The organism is Streptomyces sp. ID05-26A, from assembly GCF_033794685.1.
GTDB lineage: Bacteria > Actinomycetota > Actinomycetes > Mycobacteriales > Pseudonocardiaceae > Lentzea.
In genome coordinates this window covers 34437-60240 of sequence record NZ_JARAYZ010000003.1, presented here as the reverse complement: position 1 = coordinate 60240, position 25804 = coordinate 34437, and the positions used below count along the sequence as shown (strand labels likewise).

The 25804-nt window shown below is 69.5% G+C and carries 26 protein-coding genes; 12 read left to right on the top strand and 14 right to left on the bottom strand.

Annotated features, from left to right (window positions below; genetic code table 11):
- Nucleotides 1-2: 2 nt before the first annotated feature.
- Nucleotides 3-887, bottom strand: a complete 885-nt coding sequence (locus PV646_RS27470; protein ID WP_500345156.1) for a Ppx/GppA phosphatase family protein — start codon at nucleotides 885-887, stop codon at nucleotides 3-5.
- A gap of 109 nt (nucleotides 888-996) precedes the next feature.
- Between PV646_RS27470 and PV646_RS27465 the strand changes: the two genes are divergently transcribed.
- From PV646_RS27465 to PV646_RS27455, 3 genes are all read left to right on the top strand, one after another.
- Nucleotides 997-1980 (top strand): hypothetical protein, encoded by a 984-nt coding sequence (locus tag PV646_RS27465; RefSeq protein ID WP_500345155.1) that lies wholly within the window; start codon nucleotides 997-999, stop codon nucleotides 1978-1980.
- A gap of 64 nt (nucleotides 1981-2044) precedes the next feature.
- Nucleotides 2045-2971 carry a GNAT family N-acetyltransferase gene (locus PV646_RS27460; protein WP_500345154.1) on the top strand — a complete coding sequence of 309 codons (927 nt, stop codon included), beginning with the start codon at nucleotides 2045-2047 and terminating at the stop codon, nucleotides 2969-2971.
- A 268-nt stretch (nucleotides 2972-3239) separates the two neighbouring features.
- Entirely contained in the window at nucleotides 3240-4379 is a 1140-nt protein-coding gene (locus tag PV646_RS27455) for a glycoside hydrolase family 88 protein (RefSeq protein ID WP_500345153.1), read from the top strand.
- 4 nt (nucleotides 4380-4383) lie between these two features.
- On the opposite strand, the gene PV646_RS27450 is transcribed toward PV646_RS27455, so the two are convergent.
- Nucleotides 4384-4941, bottom strand: coding sequence for a hypothetical protein (locus tag PV646_RS27450; RefSeq protein WP_500345152.1), 558 nt, complete (start codon nucleotides 4939-4941; stop codon nucleotides 4384-4386).
- Nucleotides 4942-4966: 25 nt separating this feature from the next.
- Between PV646_RS27450 and PV646_RS27445 the strand changes: the two genes are divergently transcribed.
- The 5 genes from PV646_RS27445 (at nucleotide 4967) to PV646_RS27425 (ending at nucleotide 9572) form a co-directional block, all read left to right on the top strand.
- Nucleotides 4967-5632, top strand: coding sequence for a response regulator transcription factor (locus tag PV646_RS27445; protein WP_500345151.1), 666 nt, complete (start codon nucleotides 4967-4969; stop codon nucleotides 5630-5632).
- Nucleotides 5629-6909: a HAMP domain-containing sensor histidine kinase gene (locus PV646_RS27440; RefSeq protein WP_500345150.1), complete on the top strand. Its 1281-nt coding sequence runs from the start codon at nucleotides 5629-5631 to the stop codon at nucleotides 6907-6909. Before PV646_RS27445 ends, PV646_RS27440 begins: the two co-directional genes overlap by 4 nt.
- Nucleotides 6910-7350: 441 nt before the next feature.
- Entirely contained in the window at nucleotides 7351-7956 is a 606-nt protein-coding gene (locus PV646_RS27435) for a DUF4360 domain-containing protein (RefSeq protein ID WP_500345149.1), read from the top strand.
- A 201-nt stretch (nucleotides 7957-8157) separates the two neighbouring features.
- Nucleotides 8158-8670 carry an ATP-binding protein gene (locus PV646_RS27430; RefSeq protein ID WP_189158019.1) on the top strand — a complete coding sequence of 171 codons (513 nt, stop codon included), beginning with the start codon at nucleotides 8158-8160 and terminating at the stop codon, nucleotides 8668-8670.
- A gap of 275 nt (nucleotides 8671-8945) precedes the next feature.
- Entirely contained in the window at nucleotides 8946-9572 is a 627-nt protein-coding gene (locus PV646_RS27425; protein ID WP_500345148.1) for a DUF4360 domain-containing protein, read from the top strand.
- Nucleotides 9573-9652: 80 nt separating this feature from the next.
- Here PV646_RS27425 and PV646_RS27420 read toward each other — a convergent pair whose 3' ends face one another.
- The 4 genes from PV646_RS27420 to PV646_RS27405 all read right to left on the bottom strand — a co-directional run bounded on the left by PV646_RS27420 (nucleotide 9653) and on the right by PV646_RS27405 (nucleotide 13556).
- Nucleotides 9653-10189: a hypothetical protein gene (locus tag PV646_RS27420; protein ID WP_500345147.1), complete on the bottom strand. Its 537-nt coding sequence runs from the start codon at nucleotides 10187-10189 to the stop codon at nucleotides 9653-9655.
- A 215-nt stretch (nucleotides 10190-10404) separates the two neighbouring features.
- On the bottom strand, nucleotides 10405-11232 hold the full coding sequence (locus PV646_RS27415) for an extensin family protein (RefSeq protein WP_500345146.1): 828 nt from the start codon (nucleotides 11230-11232) through the stop codon (nucleotides 10405-10407).
- A 129-nt stretch (nucleotides 11233-11361) separates the two neighbouring features.
- A complete protein-coding gene (locus tag PV646_RS27410; protein ID WP_500345145.1) occupies nucleotides 11362-12264 on the bottom strand; it encodes an SRPBCC family protein in 903 nt (300 codons plus the stop codon).
- A gap of 29 nt (nucleotides 12265-12293) precedes the next feature.
- A complete protein-coding gene (locus PV646_RS27405) occupies nucleotides 12294-13556 on the bottom strand; it encodes an NAD(P)/FAD-dependent oxidoreductase (RefSeq protein ID WP_500345144.1) in 1263 nt (420 codons plus the stop codon).
- A gap of 81 nt (nucleotides 13557-13637) precedes the next feature.
- On the opposite strand from PV646_RS27405, the gene PV646_RS27400 reads away from it, so the two are divergent.
- Nucleotides 13638-15110: an FAD-dependent oxidoreductase gene (locus PV646_RS27400; RefSeq protein ID WP_500345143.1), complete on the top strand. Its 1473-nt coding sequence runs from the start codon at nucleotides 13638-13640 to the stop codon at nucleotides 15108-15110.
- Between the two features lie 16 nt (nucleotides 15111-15126).
- Here the strand turns inward: PV646_RS27400 and paaZ are convergent, their stop codons facing one another.
- Nucleotides 15127-17148: a phenylacetic acid degradation bifunctional protein PaaZ gene (gene paaZ, locus PV646_RS27395; RefSeq protein ID WP_500345142.1), complete on the bottom strand. Its 2022-nt coding sequence runs from the start codon at nucleotides 17146-17148 to the stop codon at nucleotides 15127-15129.
- 85 nt (nucleotides 17149-17233) lie between these two features.
- On the opposite strand from paaZ, the gene PV646_RS27390 reads away from it, so the two are divergent.
- Entirely contained in the window at nucleotides 17234-17752 is a 519-nt protein-coding gene (locus PV646_RS27390) for an SMI1/KNR4 family protein (protein ID WP_500345141.1), read from the top strand.
- Nucleotides 17753-17756: 4 nt separating this feature from the next.
- Here the strand turns inward: PV646_RS27390 and PV646_RS27385 are convergent, their stop codons facing one another.
- From PV646_RS27385 to PV646_RS27360, 6 genes are all read right to left on the bottom strand, one after another.
- Nucleotides 17757-18227, bottom strand: coding sequence for a CAP domain-containing protein (locus tag PV646_RS27385; protein WP_500345140.1), 471 nt, complete (start codon nucleotides 18225-18227; stop codon nucleotides 17757-17759).
- 183 nt (nucleotides 18228-18410) lie between these two features.
- Complete coding sequence (locus PV646_RS27380; protein ID WP_500345139.1) at nucleotides 18411-18794, bottom strand: cysteine/serine endopeptidase inhibitor; 384 nt, start codon at nucleotides 18792-18794, stop codon at nucleotides 18411-18413.
- A 30-nt stretch (nucleotides 18795-18824) separates the two neighbouring features.
- Entirely contained in the window at nucleotides 18825-19559 is a 735-nt protein-coding gene (locus PV646_RS27375; protein ID WP_500345138.1) for a thaumatin family protein, read from the bottom strand.
- A 30-nt stretch (nucleotides 19560-19589) separates the two neighbouring features.
- Entirely contained in the window at nucleotides 19590-20750 is a 1161-nt protein-coding gene (locus PV646_RS27370; protein WP_500345137.1) for a helix-turn-helix transcriptional regulator, read from the bottom strand.
- Nucleotides 20750-21976: a LuxR C-terminal-related transcriptional regulator gene (locus PV646_RS27365; RefSeq protein WP_500345136.1), complete on the bottom strand. Its 1227-nt coding sequence runs from the start codon at nucleotides 21974-21976 to the stop codon at nucleotides 20750-20752. The genes PV646_RS27370 and PV646_RS27365 overlap by 1 nt, the downstream gene beginning before the upstream one ends.
- A 142-nt stretch (nucleotides 21977-22118) precedes the next feature.
- On the bottom strand, nucleotides 22119-23024 hold the full coding sequence (locus PV646_RS27360) for a LysR family transcriptional regulator (RefSeq protein WP_500345135.1): 906 nt from the start codon (nucleotides 23022-23024) through the stop codon (nucleotides 22119-22121).
- A gap of 71 nt (nucleotides 23025-23095) precedes the next feature.
- Between PV646_RS27360 and PV646_RS27355 the strand changes: the two genes are divergently transcribed.
- Entirely contained in the window at nucleotides 23096-23752 is a 657-nt protein-coding gene (locus PV646_RS27355; RefSeq protein WP_500345134.1) for a nitroreductase family protein, read from the top strand.
- Nucleotides 23753-23772: 20 nt separating this feature from the next.
- Nucleotides 23773-24645 carry an AraC family transcriptional regulator gene (locus tag PV646_RS27350; protein ID WP_500345854.1) on the top strand — a complete coding sequence of 291 codons (873 nt, stop codon included), beginning with the start codon at nucleotides 23773-23775 and terminating at the stop codon, nucleotides 24643-24645.
- Here PV646_RS27350 and PV646_RS27345 read toward each other — a convergent pair.
- Entirely contained in the window at nucleotides 24623-25804 is a 1182-nt protein-coding gene (locus PV646_RS27345) for a hypothetical protein (RefSeq protein WP_500345133.1), read from the bottom strand. The genes PV646_RS27350 and PV646_RS27345 overlap by 23 nt on opposite strands.

Sequence of the window (25804 nt, the reverse complement as noted above, 5' to 3'; positions counted from 1 at the left end):
GGTCAGGCCGCGGACGAACTCCGCGCTCGAGACCGCTCCACCAGCGAGAGCAGCAGGCCTTCCTTGGTGGACCACGGGGAGATGTCCACGACGTCGTGGCCCGAGACCTTCATCAGCCCCTCCGCGACCACCGCGCCCGCCAGCGACTGCCGGGCCCGGTGCCGGGAGATACCCGGCAGGGCGGCGCGTTCGCGCACCGACAGCTTCGCGAGCCGCGGGATCCACTTCTCCAGGTCCTTGAGCCGCAACTGACGCGGCGCGTAGGTGCCGTTGCGCGCGCCGGCGAGGCGGGCGAGCTGTTCGAACACCTTCGAGCACCCGACCGCGCGAGCGCTCTCACCCCAGGGGAACGCGGTCTCCAGACGGTCCGCGACCTCCAGCCGCATGTCCGCGACGGTGAGCCCGGCGCGGGTCAAAGTCCTTGCGCCCAAAGGCAAGGACACCGCGCGCTCGGGTTCGGCGCCGGATCCGGCGGCCAGTTCGACGGTGCCGCCGCCGACGTCCAGCACGACCATCTGGCCGGCGCTCCAACCGAACCAGTGCCGGGCCGCGGCGTACGAGAGGCGCGCTTCTTCCTTGCCGGACAACACCTTCAGCTCGACGCCGGTGCGTCTGGCCACCTTGCGCATGACCTCGTCGACGTTCGACGAGTCACGGACGGACGAGGTGGCGAACGGCAGGAACGGGACGTCGCCCGCCTCCTTGCGCGCGGCGAGCACGGCGGCGCAGAGCGACTCGATGCCGGCGCGGCTGATCGCGCCGTCCGCGTCCATCTCCCGGTCGAGTCTCAGCCGTACTTTGTGGGACACCAGAGGGCGCATCAGGTCTCGTTCCACGACCACCAGGTGTGCGCTGAAGCACCCGACGTCCAGAACTCCGACCGTCATCCGCCACCTTCCTTCTCCCAAGTCTTCTTTACCGCATCGGCAGCCATTGTGCGGAACTGAGGCCTCGATCGAGCAATCTTGACCCGATGAGATGCGTTACAGTCACCGAATGTCACTGGCGGAGATACCTTCCCGGCTCGAACGCGCCCTCGGCAAGGCACAATCCGGCGTGATCGTGCTGGCGGTGAACGGCCTCTCGTCGGACGTGGCCAAACAGTCCTGGTTGTCCGCCTCCACGTCCACGCTCTCCTCGACGGTCCCGTCGACGTCCGCGACAGCGTTGCTGACGGCGCTGACCGGTGTCCCGGCCGACGTCCACCGAGTGCCGGGAACGGTGTACCGCAACGGATCCGGGCTCGTGCACGCGATCAACGGCACGCCCGCGATCCCGGCGCTGCCGACCGTGCTCGAACGGCACGGCGCGACGGTGCTGGCCCGCGAACTCGACCACCTCGAGGGGACCTGGGCCCAGGCCCTGCTGCGAGGGTGCGCCCGGATACCCGCGCCCGCCTCGCACAAACTGGCGGCGCAGTCCGAGGATCCGCCGCTGCTCGTCGCGAACGTCGTGGCCGACCTGGACAAGGCGCTCAAGGACGCGCGGTTCCTCTGGACGTACGTCAACATCGGCGACCACGTGCGCCGCCACGGTTACGACGAGTCGGTGCACGAGGCCATGCTCCGTCTGGACGCGCACGCTTCCCGTTGGGCCGCACAGGGTTGGACCGTCGTGGCGCACTCCGACCACGGCATGGTCGCCGTCGACCCCGATCCGGACCTCGTCGAGGCCTGGGACGCGATCGTCCGCGAGGAGTGCGTCATCCCCTCCGGCGGTGCGGGCCGCCTGCGCTGGCTCTACCCGAAGGCCGACCGGCTGGAGGTCGTTTTCGACCGCGTGGCAACGGCTCTGGGCGCCTCGGCGACCGTGCACCACGCCACCGATCTCGGCCTGCCGCAGCCCGAGGCCGGACCGGTCGTCGCGGTGGCCGCGTCACCGCGCTTCCCCGTCCCGGACCCGACGGTGCGCTACGAGCACGGCGGTCTGAGCCGCGACGAGATCGACGTCCCCTTCGCCGTCTGGCAAGCCGTACAGTGATGGTGTGCACGTCGAATTCTCCACCACCATAAGGGAAATCGATTCTGCCGATTGGGATGCCGTGGTGCGCCGGGCAGGCGCGCCGGTGTTCTACGAACACGCGTACGTCAGTGCTTACGAGCAGACACCGCTGACGGCCATCGAAGCGTTCGCGTACTTCGTGGCCCGGGACGGCGACGAGGTGGTCGCCGTCATGCCGGCCTATCTCCAGAAGGCCGCGAACCCGTTGCGCCGCCTGCACGAGGTCTACCCCGAGGCACTCGGCCAACCGGCGTTGCTCAGCCACACCTGGCACTGCTACGACGCGCACGTGCCGGCCACCGCGGCGGTGCTGCCGCGGTTGCTGGACGCGATGATGCGCACGGCGTCGATGCTCGACGTGCCGTGGTGCGGGTTCATGAACGTCCAGCGCGGCGACGCGCTGTCGCAGGCGCTGCGGGCGGCCGGCCTGCCCGCACGCCACCTGTCGGACCGGTGGGTCACCGGCCTCACCACCTACGAGCGCTACCTCGCGAGCCTGAGCCTGCGCGCCAGGGCGAACCTCCGGCGCAACGAGCGAAGATCCCGGGAGGCCGGCGTCACCATCGAGGCGATGCCGGTCGAACAGGCGGCGCTCGACGAGATCACCCTGCTGTGCGTCAAGACCGCCAGCCGCTTCGAGAACACCGGGTACTACCCCGGCGCCACCTTCGGGAAGTTCGTGACGGCGCTCGGCGACCTGGCACACGTGATCGAGGTGCGTCAGCACGGCAAGCTCGTCGCGGCCGGCGTGTGCCTCACCGACGCCACCCGCTTCCACACCTGGACCTGCGGCGTCGACTACGCCGTGGACGGCAACTACAGCCCGTACGGCGCGTTGTTCGCCGAGTCGGTCCGGCTCGCGATCCGGCTGGGCAAGTCCACGCTCGAGGGCGGCCGGGGCAACGCCGCGTTCAAGCGTCGCCACGGCCTGAGTCCCCGCCATTTGGACGCAGTTCTGCTGCGCACCTGAACCGCGCATTGTTCACCCTTGTGAACAATGCTTATTACAACGTCGGATTCCAGCGGTTTCACGTACATGATCGACCCCTTTATGCCGGTCAGCGGCCTGACGCAAGGTGCGGGAATCAATTTTTGACGCACCTTTACACGCGCTGATCCGATCTGGCAGGGTGACGCCGGGCGCAAGGCGAAGAAAGGGACTGGACGGTCTCGTGAATCTGTCTCGACGCACCCTTCTGGCGTCCGCAGCGGCCACTCCCCTGCTCACCGGAGCAGGTATGGCCATCGGTGCGGGAGAAGCCGCCGCTTCCCCCGCGAAGCTCCGCGGCGCCCTCGACTACGGCAACGCCAAGTTGAAGGCGGTCGCACCCGGCATCACCTCGTTCCCGGAGATCACCAGGGCCGAGAGGTGGACCTACGTCGCCGACGGCGGCTGGATCGGCGGCTTCTGGCCGGGCACCCTCTGGCTCGCGCACCTCGACAGCGGCGACGCGCAGTTCCGCGCGCTCGCCGAGGCCGCCAACGACAGACTGGCTCCCCGCCGGCTCCAGCCTCGCGACCACGACCTCGGGTTCCTCTTCTACCCGTCCTGGGTCACCGCGTACCGGCTCACCGGCGCCACCAAGTGGCGTGACGGCGCCATCGACGCCGCGAACACCCTGATCCAGCGCTGGAACGCCACCGGCAGGTTCATCCGCGCGTGGGGCGCTCTGGGCACGCCGGGCAACGCGGGCCGCGTCATCATCGACACGATGATGAACCTGGACCTGCTCGCGTTCGCCACCGAGCAGACCGGCGACCGCAAGTACCTCGACATCGCGATCGCCCACGCCAGGACCACCCAGACGCACTTCGTGCGCGCGGACGGCTCGACCCCGCACGTGTTCGACTTCAACCCGGACACCGGCGCGGCGATCGGCCCGAACACCGTGCAGGGCTACAGCCCGACGTCGTGCTGGGCGCGTGGCCAGGCGTGGGGCATCTACGGCTTCACGACGATGTACCGCCGCACGGGCCTGCGCGAGTTCCGCGACACCGCGCGCAAGCTCTCCGACTACGCGCTGTCGGTGCTCACCCCGGACGGCGTGCCGGTGTGGGACTACCGCTCGCCGCTGGGCGTCCACGACATCAAGGACTCGTCGGCGGGCGCGATCATGGCGTGCGGCCTGCTCGACCTGGCCAAGGTCACCGGCACCGCCCGCTACCACGACCGGGCGCTGAAGATCCTCGACGGCCTGGTGAGCACCTGCCTGACGACCAGGTCCACGCGTGCCGAGGCGATCCTGGCCCGCGGTACGCGCAACCGCCCGTCCGAGGACGGTGTGGAGGTCTCGCTGCCGTACGGCGACTACTACCTGTACGAGGCGATCCTGCGGGTGCTCAAGCCCGCGCAGATCGCCAAGGCCATCGGTCTCTGACGACCTACTGCTCGATCACCTTCGCCGTCGGCCCGTTGTCCCAGGTGGCTTCCAGCCTGGACAACCGGCCGGCGGCGTTGCGGAAGTTCACCACCAGCGGCCCGCCGGGCTGTTCCACCGACACCGAGTAGCCGTCCGCGGGTGTGGCCGACAGCGCCTGCACCCCCTGCGGCCGGTAGCGGACGACGACGTCCCCGCCGCGCAGGTTGAACGCGTGGACGTACGAGCCGTCCGGTTGCCATTCCCCCTGCGGAGATTGAGCCGGGGAGGGACGCGCATCCGTACTACTGGGAGGAGCCGGAACAGACGTAGTGACCACAGGAGGCCTGGTGGACGAAGGCGTGACAGGCGGCGGCGGAGTGCCGGCGGAGGCACCGGGTTCGGGTGCGGGCACCGTGAGGGTCGTGATGGTCGGCATCGGCAGCACGGCCGAGCTCGTCGTGGACCCGATCGCGGCCACCGGTGCGGGTTCCATCGCCCACCGGATGCCGAACCACGACAGGCCGACGGCGACCGTGGTCACCACCGCCCAGGCGACCAGGTATCCGACGGACCTTCTCACTGCGACGATCCTCCCGTAGCGGCTCATGGCATCAGTACTGCTGGTCGAAGACGACCCCGTGGTGCGGGCGGCGGTCACGCGCGCCCTCACCGGTCAGGGCCACATCGTGCACGGTGTCGCGCTCGCGATCGAGGCTTTGCGCGAAGTCACCGCGAACAGCTACGACGTCGTGGTGCTCGATCTCGGGCTGCCCGACCTCGACGGCGGTGACGCGCTGCGGATGATCCGAGGCGTCACGAACACCCCGGTGGTCATCGCGACCGCCCGCGACGACGAGGCCGGGATCGTCCGGCTGCTCAACGCGGGCGCGGACGACTACCTCGTCAAACCCTTCTCCAGCGAGCACCTCGAAGCCCGCCTGCAGGCGGTGCTCCGGCGTGCGCGCGACAGCAAGCAGCTCGTCATCGGCGGCCTGGAGATCAACGTCGACCTCCGCAGGGCCTCTGTGGACGGCCAGGAGCTCTCCTTGACGCACAAGGAGTTCGAGCTGCTCTCGTTCCTCGCGGCACGGCAGGGGGAAGTGGTGCCGCGAGCGGAGATCCTGCAGAACCTCTGGCCGTCCCACCGGGACGACCAGACGCTCGACGTCCACCTGTCCTGGCTGCGCCGGAAACTCGGTGAACGGGCCGCGCAGCCCCGTTATCTGCACACGGTGCGAGGAGTCGGCGTGCGTCTGGTCGACCCCAGATGAGGCGTTCACTGGTGCTGGTCGCTCTCGCGGCGACCAGCATGGTGGCGTTGGCGTTCCTCATCCCGTTGGCGATCATCGTGAAGAACTCCGCGTACACCCGTGCGTTGAGCGAGGCCGAGAAGCAGGCCAACGCGATGACGCCGGCGTTGCTGATCACCCGCAAGGCACCGGAGATCCGCCAGGCGATCAGGTTCACCCGGTACGGCGGTCAGCAGCGACTGGCCGTGCACGTCGGCACACCGGTCGGCACGTACGGCTACTCGCACATCACCGCGGCGGACCTGGAGGAGGCGCAACGGCTCGCGACGGCGTCCACGGTCGAGAGGCCCGACGGCGTGGCCTACCTGCAGCCGCTGGCCACCAGCGAGAACGGGATCGTGATCGTCGAGGCGTTCGTGCCGCACGAGGAGCTCACCCGCGGCGTCGTCGGCACCTGGTGGGTGCTGGCGGGCGTCGCGGCGGGCCTGGTCGCCGGGTCGGTGCTGGTGGCCGACCGGCTGGGCGCGCGGGCCGTCAAGGCGACCCGGACGCTGGCCGAGAGCGCGCGCCGGATGGGCCAGGGCGACCTCTCGGTGCGGGTCCCGGTGAAGGGACCGCCCGAGTTCAAGGAGGTCGGCAAGGCCTTCAACGCCATGGCCGAGCGCGTCCGGCACCTCCTCGCCGCCGAACGCGAGGTGGTCGCCGACCTCTCGCACCGCCTCCGGACCCCTCTCACGGCCCTTCTCCTGGACGCGGACACCCTCGGGCAGGGTCCGGGCGCGGACCGGGTCCGAGAGGCCGTCCAGGGCCTCGAGAGGGAGGTCGACGAGATCATCAAGGCGGCCCGTTCCGGCCTGCAGCCCGACGACACCGGCGCCGACGCGGCGGAGGTCGTGCGCGACCGGCTGGTGTTCTGGTCCGCGCTCGCCGACGACCAGGAACGGCCCTGGACCGTGCGGGGCGCCGACAAGCCCGCCCCCGTGCCGCTCTCCCGCGCCGACCTCGCGGCGGCGCTGGACGCGTTGCTGGGCAACGTCTTCCGCTACACGCCGGAGGGCACCCGGTTCGCCGTGACGCTGGTGCACCAGGCCGATCTGGTGGCGCTGGTGGTCGAGGACGCAGGCCCCGGCATCGCGGACACCGAACGGGCGGTGCGGCGGGGCTCCAGCGGAGGTGGTTCCACCGGGCTGGGACTCGACATCGCCCGTCGTGCCGCGCAGAGCACGGGAGGGTCTCTCCACGTCGACCGCGGGCCGTTGGGCGGTGCACGCGTGCAATTGAGGCTCCGGAGGCTCTGAAGGGTGCCGCGGGGAGAAGGGCGCGGGAGGACGAACACCGCCGGCGGCGCGGACCGTGGGACGGATCCAGCGCCGCCGGCGGGCACCGGCCGGCTGCGCGGCACCGCTGCCGCACCACCGAGTCCCGAGCAGGAGGGAGGAACCCGATGAGCAGTGCGCGCTTGCCTTCCCACACCGGTGAAACGAGGTGGATCTGCCGGGGCTCTCGGCGCCAGGTGTGGGGACCGGCGTATTCAGTGAGTCTTGGTTCGGATCATTTTTGTGATCTGACATGAAGTTAGCCGACCGCCGATCGCCGCCAATCCACCGTTCAGACGATTAATCCGTTTTAAATATTTTTAAGTTCGCCCGGTCGGTCGTCCGCGACTTAAGTCCATTTAAGATAGCGTCTCCCGCACCGCCGCCGTCCGCACAATTGAAAGGCGACTCATGCTCAGTGCGATGGCAGCAGCGGGTTTGGCACTCTCCCTCCTCGTAGCCCCCGAGGCGCCGGCCGACGTGGTTCCGCCCGGCAGGATCACAGTCGACGTCGTCACGGTGAACGGTTCCGGCTGCCCCGCCGGAACGGCCGCGGTGGCCGTCTCGGACGACAACACGGCATTCACGGTGACCTACAGCGACTACACCGCCCAGGCCGGTTCCGGATCGACACCGACGCAGTTCCGCAAGAACTGCCAGCTGAACCTGCGCGTGCACTACCCGCAGGGCTTCACGTTCGGTATCGCGAAGGCCGACTACCGCGGGTTCGCGCACTTACCCAGCGGCGCGCGCGGCCTGCAACGCGCCAGTTACTACTTCTCCGGTTCGTCGTCCACGGGCACGAGCACGCACGACATCGCGGCACCGACGAGCGACAACTGGCAGTTCACCGACAGCACCGAGGTCGCGGAGATCGTGTTCGCGCCGTGCGGGATGGTCCGGCACCTGAACGTGAACACGGAGGTCCGCGCTTTCACGAACTCGGCGAACCAACCGGCGTTCGTGTCGATGGATTCCACTGACGGGAGCATCAACACCCGCTATCAGTTCGCCTGGAAGCGATGCTGACCCGAAATGATCACGGAGTGGGCCCGGCGCTATACTCAGCGTGAGCACTGGGCCCTCTCTTCGTGACCCACACGTGACTTTTGACGGGTGAGTCAACCAGCCCATTGCTTCCCGCGTATACCCATGTAGATTCCCGCACACCGTGACGGCCATTCGGGTGACTGTCACGGACTCGCGCGCCGGACGCGAAACGGAGGCAGCATGCAGGCGAACGCCCAGACCGCCCAGGTCGACGACCTGACACTCATCGCGCTGCCCACCGCGGTGAACTGCGCGGATCTGTTCGTGCGCTTCACCCTCGGTGAATGGCGGCTGCGCAACATGACCGCGGAGTGCTCGGCCGTCGCTTGCGCGCTGGTCGAAGCAGCCGTCGAGTCGGCAGACCCCAAGACGTCGCGGCTGATCACGCTGCGACTGCGACTGAGCGGCGACTACCTCGTCGTCGAGCTGGAGGCAGCCAGGTTCATCATGCCGCCCACCTCGTCCAACGTGCGCACGGGCGAGCTGCAACTCGCCGGTGGCATCAAGCTGATCTGGTGCGAGATGCAGCTGCCGACGGGCGTGAACGCGAACGCCGTGCCGCTTCCCCGGCGCGAGAAGCGCCGTTCCCCCGCCGCCGAGGCGCTGGGCGACGAGCCGGACGTCGATCCCGAGCTCATCCAGCGCATCCTGTTCGGCCTCGGTGGCTCGATGGGCAACGGCCACCAGCGCTGACCCCGTTTCACCACGAAGGCGCATCCAGCCGCGGATGCGCCTTTGTCGTGTGCGCGCTCCCATACCGGTGGACACTTCACCTATAGGTTTCACACCTCAGGAATAACCGATTTCCAGCGGTCCTGGACTGCGAATAACACACGACTTCCGAAAATATTCCTTGGTGCACACGCCCGCAATGTTGCTCTGCTTGGCGGACGGTTAGTCAACACCCTTTCCGATACGGTCTCGTACCACGCCGCCCGAACTGTCCTGCACATTCGGAAAGGTGTCCCATGATTTCCACGCTGGCCGCAGCCGCACTGGCTCTGTCCACCATCGTCGTTCCCACTGCGGCGGATCCGCCCCCGCCGGGTCAGATCACCATCGACGTCGTCACGGTCAACGGCTCCGGCTGCCGGGCCGGCACAGCCGCCATCGCCGTCTCCCCCGACAACAAGGCGTTCACGGTCACCTACAGCGACTACCTGGCGCAGGTCGGCCCTCAGTCGCTGCCGACCGATTTCCGCAAGAACTGCCAGCTGAACCTCAAGGTGAACGTCCCCGGCGGTTTCACCTACGGCATCGCGAAGGCCGACTACAGAGGTTTCGCGCACCTGGAAAGAGGAGCCAAGGGCACGCAGAAGGCGAGCTACTACTTCCAGGGCATGTCGGACAACGACCAGCGGTCCAAGACCTGGAACGGCGCGCTGAGCGACGACTGGCAGGTCACGCACTCGACCGACGTGGCGTCCATCATCTACCACCCGTGCGGGGCGAAGCGGAACTTCAACATCAACACCGAGCTGCGGGTGGACAAGGGCACGTCCGACCCGAAGAAGACCAGCTTCATGGCGATGGACTCGACGGACGGGTCGATCGAGACCATCTACCACTTCTCGTGGAAGAAGTGCCCGAAGTAGGCACGTAGGAGCGCCCTCGCGCGGCGAGGCCGGAGCCCAGGAGGCATGGGCTCCGGCCTCGCCGGTCGTCGTGTCCGATCTCAGCCGAGGATCGCGTTGAGCGCGGTCTCGTACTCCTTGGCCTGCGTCGGCGTCAGCTCCTTCGACACCCGCAGCAGCACACCACCGATCACGTAGTCGTACTCGGCCAGCATCGGCATCTCCTTGCCGAACTGCTGGATGTACTCCATCCGGGCTTTGGCCCCTGTCCCGTCGGGGAACACCTCGACGCCGCCCCCGCGCAGGGTGTCGTTCTCCTTGGTGGCCGCGACCATTCCCTCGACCGCGATCCGGGTGTCGGTGAACGCGGACTTCGACGTGTAGCCGTTCGGACGGCCGAGCTGCTTGTTCGGATCGTCCTCGGCGCTGAAGACCTTGGTGAGCTTCAGGCTCGGGATCTTCGCGGCCAGCGCGTTGGTCACGTCCTCCGCAGTCTGCGGCGCGGGCTGGGTCACGGCTTGTGACGTGGGATCAGCGGCGGTGGCGGACGTGGCGGCGCCTGTCGGGGACGGCGAACCGCACGCCGGGACGGCCATCAACAGCAGGGCGGCGACAACACCGGAGACGAGGCGGTCCATGCGAGAAGTCCTCCAGGGCAGCATTCAGCGATCAGATCCCGTTGTCGAACAACCGCAACCGGCTGTTACCGAAAACAGCCGGTTGTCCACGATCTGTCCACTTGAACCTGCGCTCGCCTCGCACGAGACCGGCGACTACCCGCAGCGGGTGCGAACACACGGCGAGGCCGGAGCCCAGGAGGCATGGGCTCCGGCCTCGCCGTTCCCCGCGGGGATCAGATGTTCTGGTTCGCGAACCCCTTGGTCGCGATCTTCGACAACATGCCCTGCCACACAGCGGTGCTGGTGTGCGGGTCACCGGTCACGCCGAGCGCCGACTTGAGGCCGTTGAACGCGCTGGTCGTGGCCGGACCCCAGACACCGTCGATCGCGAGGCCGGAGCCGCGGAAGTTGTTGCAGGTGCCCTGGACGAACTTCGTGTCGGCCTCGGAGTTCTTGAGCACGCGGACCGGCATGCCGCCGAAGTCGGCGTGGATGTGGTCGCGGTGGTCGGCGTTGTACCAGCCGTCGAGCACGTAGCGGAAGCGGCGGCGGCACACTGCTTCCGTTGCCAGGTAACGCTTGCGCAGGGCGGCGGTGCCCGAGGCGTGGTGCTGGTCGAGCGGCGAGGTGACGTTGCCGCCTGACCAGCGGACGTGGTCGAGGTCCATCGCGGTGCCGGCGCCGTGCTGACCGGCCTTGTCGACGTAGAAGCCCGCCGAGACGATGTAGCTGATCGAGCCGTAGCTCGACGAGAGCGAACGCAGGTCGCGGATCCAGGCGACGAGCGCGTTGTAGAACGCGTCGGTGGCCTGCCAGTTGCGCGCGGTCGTGTTGCCGCGGTTGGAACGCCAGTAGTAGACGGGCGTGCCGTCGATCTTCTGGAACGTCATCATCGCCAGCGCGCCGACCTCGGCGGCCTCGATCTCCGCGGGCGTGTGCTGGTCAGTGGGCGTGGGGGCGGCACCGGCCAGCCCCGGCGCGATGGTGGACAGACCGGCGAGACCGGCGACGGCCGCCGCGCCCGTGACGAAGCCGCGCCTGGTGACGTTGTTCTCGAACACCCCAGTACTCCCTCTGCGTCCAAGCCGGGGGCGGCAGGGTGAAGGCCTGTCTCACTCACCGGCCCGAGGGAGTCTAGGGATCTCGTCCGAACGGCGGAATCGCGCCTGACCTGCGTTTTTCCTTTGTCTTTACCGCACGGGGCCGAGCACGCGGATCAGGTTCTTCTCGGTGTCGTTGCCGAGCTTCTCCAGCGCGAGCTTCGCGACCGGTGCCCCGAGCTTCGCGAGCCCGTTGAACTCGACGTGCGCGTGGTAGGCGATCCGGGCCGTGCCGGGCGCGTCTCCCGCGGTGATCGAGATGTCGTCGGTCGAGGTCGCGGTGTCGTTGCGTCCCACGAACTGCAGGCCGCCCGCGTCGTCGCGGGTCAGCTCGTAGACGAGCTCGGTCTTGCGGCCGAGGAACGACGACACGTTGCGCCAGCGCGAACCGACCTCGACCGGGCCGTTGTCGAGGCGCGTGCACGAGACGGTGCCGGGGTCCCACTGCTCGGCGCGGGAGAAGTCGCGCAGGTACTCCGTCACGCCCTCGGGCGTGGAGGCGACGGTGAAGGTGCGCTCGACGTCCACGCCGGAGACGTGCGGCGAGTTGAACGTCCGCGGCGCCAGGAGCAGCCGGTACTGGTCGAGGAGCTCGGCCTGGCTCGCGGCGCGGTGCTGCAGCCGCTCGAGCCTCGTGTCGTCGAAGCTGCCGAGCTTGCGCAGCGTCCGCCACAGCGCGGTCTTGCCCTCGACGCCGACGCGCAGGGTCTCCAGTTCGAGGACGTCGCTCAGCGGTGAACGGCCGAGCACCCTGCCGTTGAGCTTCAGCCTGCCCGCCTTCTCGGTGAGCCAGCCGAGCGCCTCCTTGTGCGGGCGCGGCTCGACGCCGGTCTCGCGCATGAGGTCGAGCAGCTCCTTGCGGTCCGCTTCGACGTCGTCCGCCAGGAGGCGCAGCTCGGGATGGGTGCGGCTGACGCGGCGGGCGAGCTCGGTGCTCGCCATCGCCCCGGCCAGGTGGTCGTTGAGGTAGATGCCCAGCAGCTCGATGTTCACGCCGTCCGGTTACCCCTGGCCAAACCTCTCTACCGCCGTTCCAGCGCCCGCACCGGCTCCAGGATGATCGGCTGCGCGCGGCGGCCCGTGACGAGGTTCCACGCCCACTGCGTCAGCACCGCGATCCGGTTGCGCCACCCGACGAGGAACGCGATGTGCACGATCGCCCACGCCGCCTTGCCGATGATCCCCTTGAGCCGCAGCTTCCTGATGTCCGCGACGGCGTCACCGGGCGAGATCGTGGCCATCGTGCCGAGGTCGAGGTAGCGGAACGGCTTGGCGCGGCGTCCGTTCAGGCGGGCCTTGATCACGCGGGCGACGTGGTGGCCCTCCTGCAGCGCGGGCTCGGCGATGCCCGGCAGGTCGTTCAGGTTGACCATGTCGCCGATGGCGAACACGTCGTCGGTGACCGAGCAGTCGACGGGGTTCACCACGATCCGGCCCTTGCGGTCGGTCTCGGTGCCGGTGGCCTCGGCGAGCCGGCGCGCCAGCGGTGAGGCTTGGACACCCGCCGCCCAGATGATCGTCCTCGCCTCGACCCGGTCGCCGTCCTTGGTGGTCAGGCCCTCCGCGTCGATGGACTCGACCATGGCGCTCGTCATCACCGTGACGCCCAGCCGTTCCAGCTTCACGCGCGCGTGCTCGCGCAGTTCGGCGGAGAACGGCGGCAGCACGTGCGGCACGGCGTCCATCAGCGTGATGCGGACGTCGCGCGGGTCGATCTCCCGGAACTGCCCCTTCAACGCCCTGCGCGCGAGGTCCGCGAGCTGCCCGGCCAGCTCGACCCCGGTCGGTCCCGCCCCCACGACGGCGAACGACAGCCACTGCTTCGGGTCCTCGGCCGCCACCGCCGTCTCGAACGCCCGCAGCAGCCTCGAGCGCAGGTCGACGGCCTGTTCGAGGGTCTTCATCGGCGGCGCGTGCTCGACCCACTCGTCATGGCCGAAGTAGCTGTCGCGCGACCCCGCCGCCACGACCAGCGTGTCGTACGCGACCTGCCGCGACCGGCCGTCGGGGAGGTCGACGTGCACGAGCTTCGCGGCCGTGTCGAAGCCGGTCACCTCGCCCAGCAGGACGTGCGCGTTGCGTTGTTTGCGCAGGATCGCCCGGAACGCCGGAGCGATGTCTCCCGCGGGCAGCAACGCCGTCGCCACCTGGTAGAGCAACGGCTGGAACAGGTGGTGGTTCGTGCGGTCGATCAGCGTGACCTCGGCGTCCGCGCGCTTGAGTCCGCGCACGACGCCCAGACCGCCGAACCCGCCTCCGACAACTAGTACCCGGTGCTTGCTCATGCCCTGTCGCATACCCGCTGACGGCGGAAGCTATCCGGCCGACCGGCCGCATACCCGTCCCGAACAGGGGTATCCGCCGCCATGACCACCACCGCTGACCAGTCGCTCTGGCTCGCCGCCCTCGCGGAGACCTCCCGCCCGCCCCTGACCGGCGAGCACACCTTCGACGTGGCCGTGGTCGGCGGCGGCATCACGGGCCTGACCACCGCGTTGCTGCTCAAGCGCCGTGGCCTGCGCGTGGTCGTGCTGGAGGCCGACCGGGTGGCTTCGGGGGTGTCCGGCAACAACACCGCCAAGGTCACCGCCCTGCAGTCCACCGTGTACTCGCAGATCCGCCGCACCCACGGCCTGGCCGCCACCACCGACTACGCCGCCGCGTCCGTGGCCGCCGTGGCCCAGGTCGCCGAGCTGGCGAAGGGGATCGACTGCGACCTGCGCCGCTCCCCCGCCGTCACCTACGCCTACTCCGAGTCCGAGGTGCGCGACGTCGACAACGAGCTGATCGCGGCTCGTCAGGCCGGCCTCCCGGTGCGCAACGCGAAGAACGTCGACCTGCCGTTCGAGGTGTACGCGGCGGTCTGGCTCGACGACCAGATCGCCCTGCACCCGGTGAAGTACCTGCGGGGCCTGGCCGACGCGGTCGACGGTGACGGCAGCGTGGTGCACGAGCACAGCCGGGTGCTCGACGTGAGCGGCAACCGCGTGTCCACAGCGGACGGTCACGTCGACGCCGAGAAGATCGTGATCGCGACGCACTACCCGACGCTGGACCGGGGCCTGTACTTCCCGCGCCTCGAACTCACCCGCGCGTACTGCATCGCGGCCCGCGTCCACGCGCCGACGCAGGCGCTCGCCATCAGCACCGGCAGCCCCTCGTGGTCCATCTCGGCGCACGAGGACAAGCTGATCCTCGCCGGGCAGAGCCACCCGACCGGCAAGCCCACCGTGGAACCGTTCCGCAGGCTGGAGGACTTCGCGCGCCGGCACTGGCAGGTCGAGGAGATCACGCACCGCTGGTCGGCGCAGGACCCGACGGCCTACGACCACCTGCCGATGATCGGGAGCTACACGCCGGGCAACAGCACGATCTTCACCGCCACCGGGTACATGAAGTGGGGCCTGACCAGCGGCACGTTCGCGGCGTCACTGCTCGCGGACCTGGTGACGGACAAGCCCAACGAGCTGGCGGAGCGGTTCAGCCCGCACCGGCTGTCGCTGAAGTCGTTGCCGCAGCTGGTGAAGAAGAACGCCGAAGTGGCTGTGGAGATGGTGGGCGACCGGATCGTGCCCGCCGACGCGACGTCCAGCGAGAACCTGAAGCCCGGTCACGCCCACGTCGTCCGGGACGGCCTCGGCAAGACCGGCGTCTACCGCGACGACGACGGCAAGCTGCACGGCGTGTCGATGCGCTGCACGCACCTCGGCTGCCTGGTCCGGTTCAACGCCGCCGAACGCAGCTGGGACTGCCCGTGCCACGGGTCGCGGTTCGACGTCGACGGCGCGGTGCTGGAGGGACCGGCCACCCGGCCCCTCCCCCGCAAGGAAGCCCGTTAGTTCTTGGCCACCCCCGTTAGTTCTTGGCCACCAGGGTGAGCACGTCGTACTTCGCGACCGACTCGCCCTTCTGGTTCGTCACGTCCGAGTCCCAGCGGACCTCGCCGTACTCCTGGTCCTCGCGCGGCGTGATCTGCTTGACGGTCAGCGTCACCGTCAGCTGGTCGCCGGGGAACGTGGGCGTGACGAACCGCAGGTTCTCCAGCCCGTAGTTCGCCAGCACCGGGCCGGGCTCGGGCGAGACGAAGAGGCCCGCCGCGAACGACACGACGAGGTAGCCGTGGGCGACCCGGCCGCCGAAGAACGGGTTCGCCGCGGCGGCCTCCTCGTCCATGTGCGCGTAGAACGTGTCGCCGGTGAACGTCGCGAAGTGCTCGATGTCCTCCAGCGTCACCTCGCGCGGGCCCGCCACGACCGTGTCACCGATCTTCAGCTCGGCCAGCGTCTTGCGGAACGGGTGCACGGCCTCTTCGTGGCGCGGCGCACCGGTGACCCAGCGGTTCGTGATGGCGCCCAACGCGCGCGGGCTGCCCTGCACGGCCGTGCGCTGCATGTGGTGCATCACGCCGCGCATGCCGCCCATCTCCTCGCCGCCACCGGCTCGGCCGGGGCCGCCGTGCACGAGCATCGGCAGCGGTGAGCCGTGGCCGGTCGACTCGGCGGCGTCCTCGCGGTCGAGCACCAGCAGGCGACCGTGCCACGGCGCCGCGCCGATCACGACCTCGCGCACGAAGTCCGTGTCGGCGGAGACGATCGAACCGACCAGCGAACCGGCACCACGCGCGGCCAGCGCCACGACGTCGTCCACGGAGGTGTACGGCATCAGCGTCGACACCGGGCCGAACGCCTCGACCTCGTGCGGCTGCACGGCGTCGGCGGCGGCGCGGAGCAGCATCGGCGACATGAACGCGCCACGCTCGGCGTCGGCGTCCACAAGAGACAGAGCGCCGTCGCCGTAGACGACCGAGGCGTTCTCCTGCAACGCCTTCAGCGACCGGCGGACCTCTTCGCGCTGCTCCAGTCCGGCCAGCGCACCCATCTTCACGGACCTGTCGGCGGGGTTGCCGATCACGACCTCGCCCAGCTTCGCCGCCGTCGCCTCGGCCACCGCGTCCATCAGCGACTCGGGCACCAGCGCGCGCCGGATCGCCGTGCACTTCTGGCCGGCCTTCGTCGTCATCTCCGTCACGAGCTGCCCGACGAACAGGTCGAACTCGGGCGTGCCGGGCTGGGCGTCCGGGCCGAGGATCGAGCAGTTCAGCGAGTCGGCCTCGGCGTTGAACCGCACCGACGACCGGATCACGGCCTGGTGCGTGCGCAGGTGCTGGGCGGTGGACGCGGAGCCGGTGAACCCGACCAGGTCCTGCGGCGTCAGGTGGTCGAGCAGGTCGCCCGCCGAACCGCAGACCAGCTGCAGCGACCCCTCGGGCAGCAGACCGGAGGCGAGCATCAGCTCGACCATCTTCTCGGTCACGTACGCCGTCTGGGACGCGGGCTTGATCAGCGAGGGCACCCCGGCGATGAACGCGGGCGCGAACTTCTCGAGCGGCCCCCACATGGGGAAGTTGTAGGCGTTGATCTGCACCGCGACGCCGTGCAGCGGCGTGCAGATGTGCTGCCCGACGAACGTGCCGCCACGCCCGAGCGGCTCGACGGGCCCGTCGACGTAGACCTTGTCGTTCGGCAGCTCGCGCTTGGCCTTGGACGCGTACCCGAGCAGCACGCCGAAGCCGCCGTCGATGTCGATCCACGAGTCGGACTTCGTCGCACCCGACCGGGCGGACAGCGCGTACAGCTCGGCCTTGTGCTCCTTGAGGTAGAGCCCGACGGCCTTGAGCAGCTGCGCGCGCTGGTGGAAGGTGAGCTCGCGCAACGCGGGCCCGCCGACCTCGCGCCCGTACCGCAGCGCCGCACCCATGTCGACACCCGCCGACGAGATCCGCGCGAACTCCTCGCCCGTCACGGCGTCGTGCAACGGCGCGCCCTCCACCGAGGGCGTGTGCCACCCACCCGACACGTAGCTGCGCAGCAAGCTCATCGAGCCAACCCTTCTCGCTGGGCGCTGGATCCTCAGCGACCCGACCACCAGGCAACGTATCAGCCGCCGGGTAGCGTCGGTGGGTGTGAAGGCTCTGCTCACGACGCTCGGCGAACTGCTGGCGAGGAAGGCTCCCCACCAGCACTCGACGCTGCTGCCGGGCACCTCGGACTTCGGCCCGCTGACGGCGAGGCTGCCCGTGCCGCTGCACCCCGACCTGGTGACGCTGTGGGAGTGGCACGACGGCATCGACCACCACGTGCCGTCCCCGTTCGAGATCGCGCCGTCCTGCACGTTCATGGACGTCGACTCGGCCGCGCGGACGTGGGACCAGCAGCAGGCGATCAGAGAGGCGTACCCGTACGCGCCGTGGCGGCCGGAGTGGGTGCCGATCGGCTCGGACGGGAGCGGTGGCCTGCTCGTCGTCGACCACACGCCCGCGTCCGCCTTCCGGGTGTTCGAGGCGTTCGCGGAGGCGGGTGAGTTCGTGCACGTCGTGGCGGAGTCGCCCCGCGCGATGATCACCGACCTCGTCACCCGCCTCCGCGACGACGTGCCGGCCGAACCCGTCAAGCGCTACGACCGGCGTTACCCGTTCGCCTGACGGGTCAGCGCGTGCCGAAGTTCTGCGTCCAGTAGTGGCCGTACGTGGTGCCCTGCCGGTACTGGTGGCCGACGCCGATGTCGCGCAGGGCGCAGTTCAGGATGTTGGCGCGGTGTCCCGAGCTGTTCATCCACCCGCGCACGACCTCTGCGGCGGTGCCGTACCCGGCGGCCACGTTCTCCGCGGCCCTGGTCCAGCGGGTGTAGCCCGCCCGTTCGATCCGGACGACCATCGTGCTGCCGTCGGAACCGGTGTGGCCCATGAAGTTCTTCGTGGCCATGTCCACCGAATGCCGTTGTGCGGCGGTGTTCAGCGCCGCGTTCGACTTCAGCGCGGGGCAGTTCACCTTGGCGCGTTCGGCGTTCGTGAGGGCGATGACGTTCTCCTGCACCGTGGCCGCCGTGGCGGCGGGTGCGAACGTGGCCGCCAGCGCCAGGGTCGTGGCGGCGAGCAGGGAAGCGCGTAACGCGAGCATGGTTGTTCTCCTCTGGAACGAGATGCGGGGTTGCAGGGCCCCCGGAGGACAAACGCCGGGCAGAGCGCGGAGGGTGCGCCGCGCGTCCTTTTGAGACGCGATGTCCACTGGACAGATCCGCCCGGCACGGAGGAGAAGGGGGAGCCCGGGTTCGACTCCCGGGCTCCCCTCGTCCTCAGCGGCTCAGACGATCTGCCACGTCACGTTGATGATGCCCACCGAGGTGTTGGCCAGGCTGGCGAACGCGGGCTGGCTGAGGTCGATCTTGTTGCTCGCGCAGCTCGGGCACTTGTCCTTGATCGGCACCGTGATGGTCTTGCCGTTGTGGGTGACCCGGATCGACTTGCGGCACAACGGGTCGTTGTTCGGGTTGGGCGTGGTCCACAGCGCGGCGGGGGCCGCGACCAGCATCTGCGTCGCCGCGTTGATCTGGGTGCCGCACGCGCCGTAGCCGGCGTCGTTGTAGTAGCTGGCCGTGCCGCTGACGGCGGAGGCGGTGCCGGAGAAGACGAACGACAGGACCGCGGCCGACGCGACGGCGCCGAGCACCTTGGCGGTGGACTTCATTGTTTTCCTTTCAGGGATGGGAAAACGGGCTCAGGCCACGGAGTGGAACGTGACCTTGAAGCCACTGCAGTTGGCGCACTGGAACACGGTCTGGTTGCCAGGCTCGGTGTCCTGCTTCGACCACGCGTAGGCCTTGGGACAGCGCGACTTGATGGTGTTGCTGTAGTCGGTCTGCGCGTCGCGGTTGGGGTTGACGCAGTTGACGCGCCGGCCGTCCGCGCCGTACTTGACGTACGCGGGGTTGCACTGCGGCAACATGTTCGTGGTGCACCCGGCGGTGCCGCACGAACCCGGTGGCCCGGTCGCGTTGACCGGCGAGATGCTCACCGGCACGGAGAACGCGTTGACGTAGCTGACGTTGTACCAGGGGGCCAGCCGGTCGCGGGTGTCGAAGTTGAACTCCGCGAGGCTCGCCGGTTGTTCTCCGGTGACGCAGCGGGCCGCCTGGACACCGCAGTCGCCGACCGTGCAACGGAAGTTGGCGCCGGACGTGCCGGTGCACCCCTGCCGGGCGAAGAACGTGCCGCGCCAATGGCCGGGCGAGGCGGTCTCGGGAATCGTGACGGTCGCGGACTGGCCGTTGTGCAGCATGGGCAGGTTCGTCAACGCCCGTGAGCCGTCCGCGTTGACGGTGCTGCCGACCCAGATCGTCTGACCGGTGTTGTTGACCAGGGTGACGGTGTGGTCGATCGCCGCGTTCGCGGTGGTGACGCCGGAGACGGCGAAAGCGAGTGCGAACAGGGCCGCGAGTAATCGTGTGGGCATCTGCGGGCTCCTCCCTCAATGCCTCCACGATCACTCGGGGAGGCCTCCGGGGGCACCACGGTCGGTCCGCAAGGTTTCGTGGTGGAGCCAGGCCCACCGGGTGGCCCGCAGCTCACGGCGGCCCGACAGCCCGAGCTTGCGATAGACCCTCGTCAGGTGGAGCTCGACGGTCCGCGTCGCCATCGCGAGCCGGGCCGCGATCTCCTTGTTGTTCAGGCCCGAGCACACGAGCCGGGCGACCTCGGCCTCGACGGGGATCAGCGCCGGTTCGGGAGTCGTGGCACCGCTCGTGGACTCCTCGATCCGCTTCACCAGCACGATGTCATCGATGTCAACGGCCGTGGCCTGCGCTCGTGCGTAGATCTCGCACGCTGCTGCCTGTTTGCCGTGCGCGGTGAGGCGGTCGCCGTAGTCGCAGAGCACCTCCGCGAGCTCCATCCGGGCGTGTGCCATGCCCAGCAAGCGGATCGCGCGCTCGTAGGCCACGAGGTCCTCGCCGTGGGGAGGACTCGCTCCCGCGACGACCGCCAGGCTCCAGCCGAGTGCGGCGGGCTCACCCCAGCGGGCCGCGGCGGTGTGCTCCTCCATCGCCAGGCGCAGTGCTTCACCGGTGTCACCGCACGCCAGCGCGGCTCGTGCGGCGCGGGAACGCCACGGCAGGACCGCGGGGTTGAGGACACCGGACTCCACCAACGCTTTGCCGCACGCGAGATGACCCTCCAACGCCTCCTGCGGACGGCCCAGCGCCATCGCCACCACCGCCCCGGCCTCCCGCAGCAACGGACTGCCGGCGTCGGCGGGCAGCACCGCTTCGGCACCCCGGGGATCACCGCGGGCGACGAGCATTTCCACCGTCCAGAGCAGCACCAGCGGGCGGATCTCGGCGTCTCGGCGCACCAGTGCGAGCAGGGACGAGTGCCGCGCGAGGTCACCGGTGCGGCGTGCGACGCAGGCTCTGGCGAGCAGCACGTGGTCACCGGGGTTCTCTTCGAGCAGAGCGAGGCTGTGCGCGTCGGCGGCGACGAGTTCGCCCGCGCAGACCAGCGTCGCCAGCGCACGCGACGTGCATCGCGCGTTCGTCCGGCAGGCAGGGGACGCCAACGCCTGTTCGGCCGCCTCGACGGCCTCGGTCCACTTCTCCCCGGCGGCGAGCAGTCCGGCCGCGACGGCGGCCGGGCACGTCCCGCTCATCACGCGGCGGGGACGAACGCCCGGCGAAGCCCTGGTCTGCCCGCCACCCCCATCTTGCGGTAGACGGCGGTGAGGTGGAACTCGACGGTGCGCAGCACCAGTCCCAGCTCGGCGGCGATCTCGCGGTTCGACCGCCCGGCTCTCGCCAGCAGTGCGATCCTGCGTTCCTGCCCGCTCAACGCGGCTTCGCCATCGGTGCGCAGCAACCGCGAGGTCAGCGCCTCCGCCGCCTGCGTCCACCGGGGACAGGACGCGGCCTCGCGCAGGTGCCGGGCGTGCGTGCGGGCACGGCCGGTCTCCCCACGCGTGAGCAGGAGCTGCGCCAGGTCGTGACGTGCCCGCAAGGCCTCGCCCCCGGCCAGGAGGGTGATCGCTTCCTCGATCAGGACGTCGTCACCACCGCGTGCCAGCGCCGAGGCGTGCAGGCCGAGCCCGATGCCCCGTGGCGCGCCCCACCGCCTCGCCGCGACCAGGTCCTTGTCCGCGCAGATCCGCGCGAGCACCAGGTCTCCCGTGTCGGCGGCGGCCAGCGCGGCCGACGACCGCCACGGCAGCACCGCCGGGTTGGCGACGCCCCAGGTGGCGAGCAGCCGCCCGCATTCGAGGAACTCGTCCAGTGCCGCGGCGGCCTGTCCCTCCGCCAGCAGGAGCCGCCCGCGGGCGAAGCGCAGCTCCGCGTCGTCCTGGTGCCCGGGCACCAGGGTGGCGCGCGCACGGTCGAGCTCACCGGCCTCGGTGAGCGCCAGGACCCGCCACGCGCCGGCCACGCCCCGCAGCCGTGGACGGACGTCGCGGGCGAGCAACCGGAGCGCCGCACGAGGATCGCCGCGCAGCAGCATGATCCGCGAGCCGAGCAGGTCGTGGACATCACGGCCGACACCGGTGGCCGTGATCCAGTGCCGGTGCGCGAGAGCGCTCTCACCCGCATGGGTCAAGACCGTCACGGCCTGCCAGAACGTGCCGTCGTCCACAGGCTTCGCGAGCACCTGCCGCGCGGTCGCCACCGCCTCGGCCCGGCCGGTGCCGCGGTTCGCCGCCTGCACCGCGCGGAACACGAGCGCCCGCCGGCACGTCCCCGGACTTCCCGGCAGATAGGTGAGCGCGCCCGGCTCCAGCCCCTGAGCCGCCGCGTCCCCGGCGAGCCGATCGGCTTCGTTCCAGCGTCCATTTCGGACCAGGTCGAACCGGGTGCGGCGAATCTCCTCGAGCAGACCACTGTTCGTCATTCGACAGTGCCTTCCGGCCAATTGACACAACGTGCGACCGTCTTGATTGGTGGACCACCTGGTCTGGACCATACCGGCATTCACCGATCGATTGCACCACTTGGCAAATCGGGAAGATGGGAGTATTCAAAGGAATTGACGGCTACCCGTGGAACAGGTCCGAGCAGTGCTCGGCGAACGCTTGCGCACGGCGCGTGAGCGGGCCTCCCGCTGCCCATCCCAGCACGACAGGGGTGGTGGGCACGGTGTCGCGCAACTCCACCGCCACCACCTCGAGCCCTTCGTACGAAGCGTTCACCACCGGCTGTTGCACGGTCATCGAATAACCGATTCCCCGCGCCACCAGGGACCGGGCCAGTTCGAAACTGCGCGCCCGATGCGTCACCACCATCTCGACCCCGGCCGCCGCGAACACCGAACGGAAGTACTGCTCGCTCGGCGGCACGTCGAGCAGCACAAAAGGATCTTCGGCGAGTTCCCGCAAAGCGACCGCACGCCGTCGCCGCAATCGATGACCGGCGGACAGGAGGATCTTCGGCGGCAGGTCGTACAACGTGCGGGTCGCGATCCCCGGCACCAGGTCCTGGTCGTAGAGGAACGCGATCTCGCACCGCCCGGCGACCAGGTCCTCCCCGATCTCCGGCAGGCTCCCCTCCACGAACCGCACGGACACCTCCGGGTGTGCCCGCTCGAACGTCGCGATCGCGGCGGGGAGGTGGAACGGCGCGATGGGCGCGTAACAACCGACCGTCAGCACGCCGCTGACGTGCCGGCTGAGCCCGCGTGCCTCAGCCCCGAGTTCCCCCATCGCCCCGACCACGCGGCGGGCGTCGGCGAGCACCCGCGCCCCCGCGGCCGTCAGCACGGCACCCCGGCGCGGTGACCGGACGACCAGCCTCAGGTCCAGCACCCGTTCCAGTTCGCTCAACGCCAGTGAGATCGCGCCCTGGGAGACGTGACATCTCGCAGCGGCCGCGGTCAGCGAGCCCGTCTCCGCCACCGCGATCAGGTACTCCAACTGCCGCACCGTCACGTTGGGCAGATTCATGAGCTGAGCTTATAGCTGGCCGGAGAAACGTGAACTGGCCAAAACAATCGCGCCCCGGCATCGTCGCGACCGTGACCCGATCGCACACCCACCCGTTCGTCCCGTACACACCACCGCGCCTGCCGATCGAGGTGGGACTCGACCGCGGCAGGGCGTTCCACCGCCTGCTCGACGCACGCCGGTCCGTGCGCTGGTTCTCCCCCGATCCCGTTCCCACCACAGCGATCGAACTCGCCGTCCTGGCCGCGAACACCGCCCCGAGCGGCGCGCACCAGCAGCCGTGGCGGTTCGTGGCGACCCAGGACCCGGACCTCAAGCGCCGCATCCGTGAGGCCGCCGAGGAAGAGGAACGCCGCTTCTACCACGAGCGCGAGATCCCGGAGTGGCGCGCGGCGCTCGCACGACTGGAGACCGACGCGACCAAGGAGTTCCTGGAGGTCGCGCCCTGGCTGGTGGTCGCGTTCGCGCAGAAGCAGCAGGACGGCAGGAAGACCTACTACACCAACGAGAGCGTCGGCATCGCCTGCGGTTTCTTCATCGCGGCACTGCACTCGATGGGCCTCGCGACCCTCACGCACACGCCGAACCCCATGACGTTCCTGCAGGATCTCCTCGGACGCCCCGGCGAACGGCCGTACGTCCTCTTCCCGATCGGCTACCCGGCCGACGACTGCGAGGTGCCGGACCTGCGCCGCAAGCCCCTCTCCGAAGCGCTCACACTTGCCTGATCGTCCCACCGAGGTGGACCATCGGGGACGTGGACGAACTACGCGCGCTGATCAGCAAGCACGCCGGCCCGGACCTGACCACGTCCATCCCGGACGTGCTGGTGTCCAGGACGACGGTCGGCGGCCCGCCCGCCCCGTCGATGACCGGCACGATCCTCGCGTTCGTCGCCCAAGGCCGCAAACGCATCGCGTTGGGTGAGCGCGTCTACGACTACCGGGCCGGCCAGTACCTCGTGGCGTCCATCGACATGCCGATCACCGGCAACTACGTAGACATCAGCCCGTCCGAACCCGCACTGGGCCTGGGCCTGGTCCTGAACCCCGAGATGGTCGCGGAACTCCTCCTGACCGACGACTTCCCGAAACCCGCGGGCACCCCGGAGGGCCTGGCCGTCAGCGACGCCTCCCCCGAACTGATCGACGCGGTCACCCGGCTCGCCCGCCTGCTGGACCGGCCGAGGGACGCGCGGGCGCTCGCCCCGTTGATCAAGCGGGAGATCCTCTGGCGGGTCATGACGGGCGAGCAGGGCGCGGTGATCCGCCAGCTCGGCACGCAGGACAGCAGCCTGAGCCACATCGCGCGGGCGGTCCGGTGGATCCGGGAGAACTACGCCGAGTCGTTCAAGGTCGGGAACGTCGCGCGGATCGCCGGCATGAGCGAGTCGGCGTTCTACCGCAACTTCCAGGCCGTCACCGCGATGAGCCCGATCCAGTTCCAGAAGCAGATCCGCCTGCAGGAGGCCAGGTTGCTGCTCGCGACGACCAGGGACGTGACGAGCGTCAGCCACCGCGTCGGCTACGACAGCCCGTCGCAGTTCAGCCGCGAGTACCGCCGCCAGTTCGGCGCGCCGCCCAGCCAGGACGCGAAACTCACGCTCCAGCACGCTCTCTGACGTCCAGGTAGACCGCGCGGACCTCCAGCGTCCGCTCGACCTTCTCGATCACGGGCGCGAAGAACTGACGCCGGTGCTCGGCGTCGCTCATCGAGATCACCGAGAAGTACATGCTGCCGAACGCCGCGAACAGCGTGGCGTTGCGCAGCATCGCCGACGGGACACCGGGAATCATCGACTCGATCGCCGGTGACCCGATCCACTGCTCGGCGATCTCCGGCGTGACGACGATCAGGCCGAGGATCACGAAGAACACGAACAGCGAGAGCCCGATCACCGCGGCCTGCACGAGCTGCCGGATCGCGAGCATCACCAGCAGGTTGCGCGACTGGCGGCCGTTCAACCGCTTGGGCGGCAACGGTTCCGCGATCTCGACCCCGGACAGCGGGGTGCCCTTGCAGGCGACGGTGAGCACCTCCGGCCGCAGGTCCTGCTCGACCCGGCCGATCTCGTCGCGCAGGCGGGCGGCCGCGGCTAGCACCGTGATCGAGGCGAACAGCAGCACGACCAGGCTCACCCGCGGCCACAGCAGCCGGTTCATCGCCTGCCACAGCTCACCGGTGAAGAACAGGAACAGCGTCACGAACAGCATCGGCGGCAACGCCCGGCCGATCAGGTGCACGCTGTTGCGCAGGTCCGCGATCACATGCCGGATGGCCGCCTTCAGCAACGCGCCCAGCCCGTAGGTCGTGGCCAGCATCGTCGCGACGAACGCCAGCCCGAACACGACGACGAACCAGGCCAGCGCTCCCCACACCGGTTCGGGTTCCGCGTCGCCGTCCGGTGCGGTGAACCGGATCTCCAGCGCGTACTGGATCAGCGGCGTGATCACCGGGATCACCGCGTAGACGATCAGCACCAGCACGGTCATGCGGGGCGAGAAGCTCGGCATCCGCCGCACGAACAACGAGAGCAGCACCCACGCGGAGACCATCACCGCGACGATCACCCCGAGCAACAACCCACGCGACAGCCCGGTGAACTGTTGCAGCACCAGCCACGCGAAGCTGCCGACCGCGACGAACGTCAGTGCCGGCAGCATCCGCGGCAGCACGTGCGACCGGAAGCCGTAGCCCTCGATCATCGTCGGCGCGCCCTGCCGGACGAACCACTGCTCGGTTCGCCGCACCACCGCCGGGGAGATCATGCGGTGGATCAT

What these genes read in the sequence shown, in the direction of transcription:
- PV646_RS27370 (WP_500345137.1), bottom strand. Translation starts at nt 20,750, where the DNA reads ATGAGCGGGACGTGCCCGGCCGCCGTCGCGGCCGGACTGCTCGCCGCC.
- PV646_RS27470 (WP_500345156.1), bottom strand. Translation starts at nt 887, where the DNA reads ATGACGGTCGGAGTTCTGGACGTCGGGTGCTTCAGCGCACACCTGGTG.
- PV646_RS27440 (WP_500345150.1), top strand. Translation starts at nt 5,629, where the DNA reads ATGAGGCGTTCACTGGTGCTGGTCGCTCTCGCGGCGACCAGCATGGTG.
- PV646_RS27420 (WP_500345147.1), bottom strand. Translation starts at nt 10,189, where the DNA reads ATGGACCGCCTCGTCTCCGGTGTTGTCGCCGCCCTGCTGTTGATGGCC.
- PV646_RS27425 (WP_500345148.1), top strand. Translation starts at nt 8,946, where the DNA reads ATGATTTCCACGCTGGCCGCAGCCGCACTGGCTCTGTCCACCATCGTC.
- PV646_RS27375 (WP_500345138.1), bottom strand. Translation starts at nt 19,559, where the DNA reads ATGCCCACACGATTACTCGCGGCCCTGTTCGCACTCGCTTTCGCCGTC.
- PV646_RS27345 (WP_500345133.1), bottom strand. Translation starts at nt 25,804, where the DNA reads ATGATCCACCGCATGATCTCCCCGGCGGTGGTGCGGCGAACCGAGCAG.
- PV646_RS27430 (WP_189158019.1), top strand. Translation starts at nt 8,158, where the DNA reads ATGCAGGCGAACGCCCAGACCGCCCAGGTCGACGACCTGACACTCATC.
- PV646_RS27360 (WP_500345135.1), bottom strand. Translation starts at nt 23,024, where the DNA reads ATGAATCTGCCCAACGTGACGGTGCGGCAGTTGGAGTACCTGATCGCG.
- PV646_RS27385 (WP_500345140.1), bottom strand. Translation starts at nt 18,227, where the DNA reads ATGCTCGCGTTACGCGCTTCCCTGCTCGCCGCCACGACCCTGGCGCTG.
- PV646_RS27465 (WP_500345155.1), top strand. Translation starts at nt 997, where the DNA reads ATGTCACTGGCGGAGATACCTTCCCGGCTCGAACGCGCCCTCGGCAAG.
- PV646_RS27455 (WP_500345153.1), top strand. Translation starts at nt 3,240, where the DNA reads ATGGCCATCGGTGCGGGAGAAGCCGCCGCTTCCCCCGCGAAGCTCCGC.
- paaZ (WP_500345142.1), bottom strand. Translation starts at nt 17,148, where the DNA reads ATGAGCTTGCTGCGCAGCTACGTGTCGGGTGGGTGGCACACGCCCTCG.
- PV646_RS27405 (WP_500345144.1), bottom strand. Translation starts at nt 13,556, where the DNA reads ATGAGCAAGCACCGGGTACTAGTTGTCGGAGGCGGGTTCGGCGGTCTG.
- PV646_RS27380 (WP_500345139.1), bottom strand. Translation starts at nt 18,794, where the DNA reads ATGAAGTCCACCGCCAAGGTGCTCGGCGCCGTCGCGTCGGCCGCGGTC.
- PV646_RS27365 (WP_500345136.1), bottom strand. Translation starts at nt 21,976, where the DNA reads ATGACGAACAGTGGTCTGCTCGAGGAGATTCGCCGCACCCGGTTCGAC.
- PV646_RS27400 (WP_500345143.1), top strand. Translation starts at nt 13,638, where the DNA reads ATGACCACCACCGCTGACCAGTCGCTCTGGCTCGCCGCCCTCGCGGAG.
- PV646_RS27435 (WP_500345149.1), top strand. Translation starts at nt 7,351, where the DNA reads ATGGCAGCAGCGGGTTTGGCACTCTCCCTCCTCGTAGCCCCCGAGGCG.
- PV646_RS27445 (WP_500345151.1), top strand. Translation starts at nt 4,967, where the DNA reads ATGGCATCAGTACTGCTGGTCGAAGACGACCCCGTGGTGCGGGCGGCG.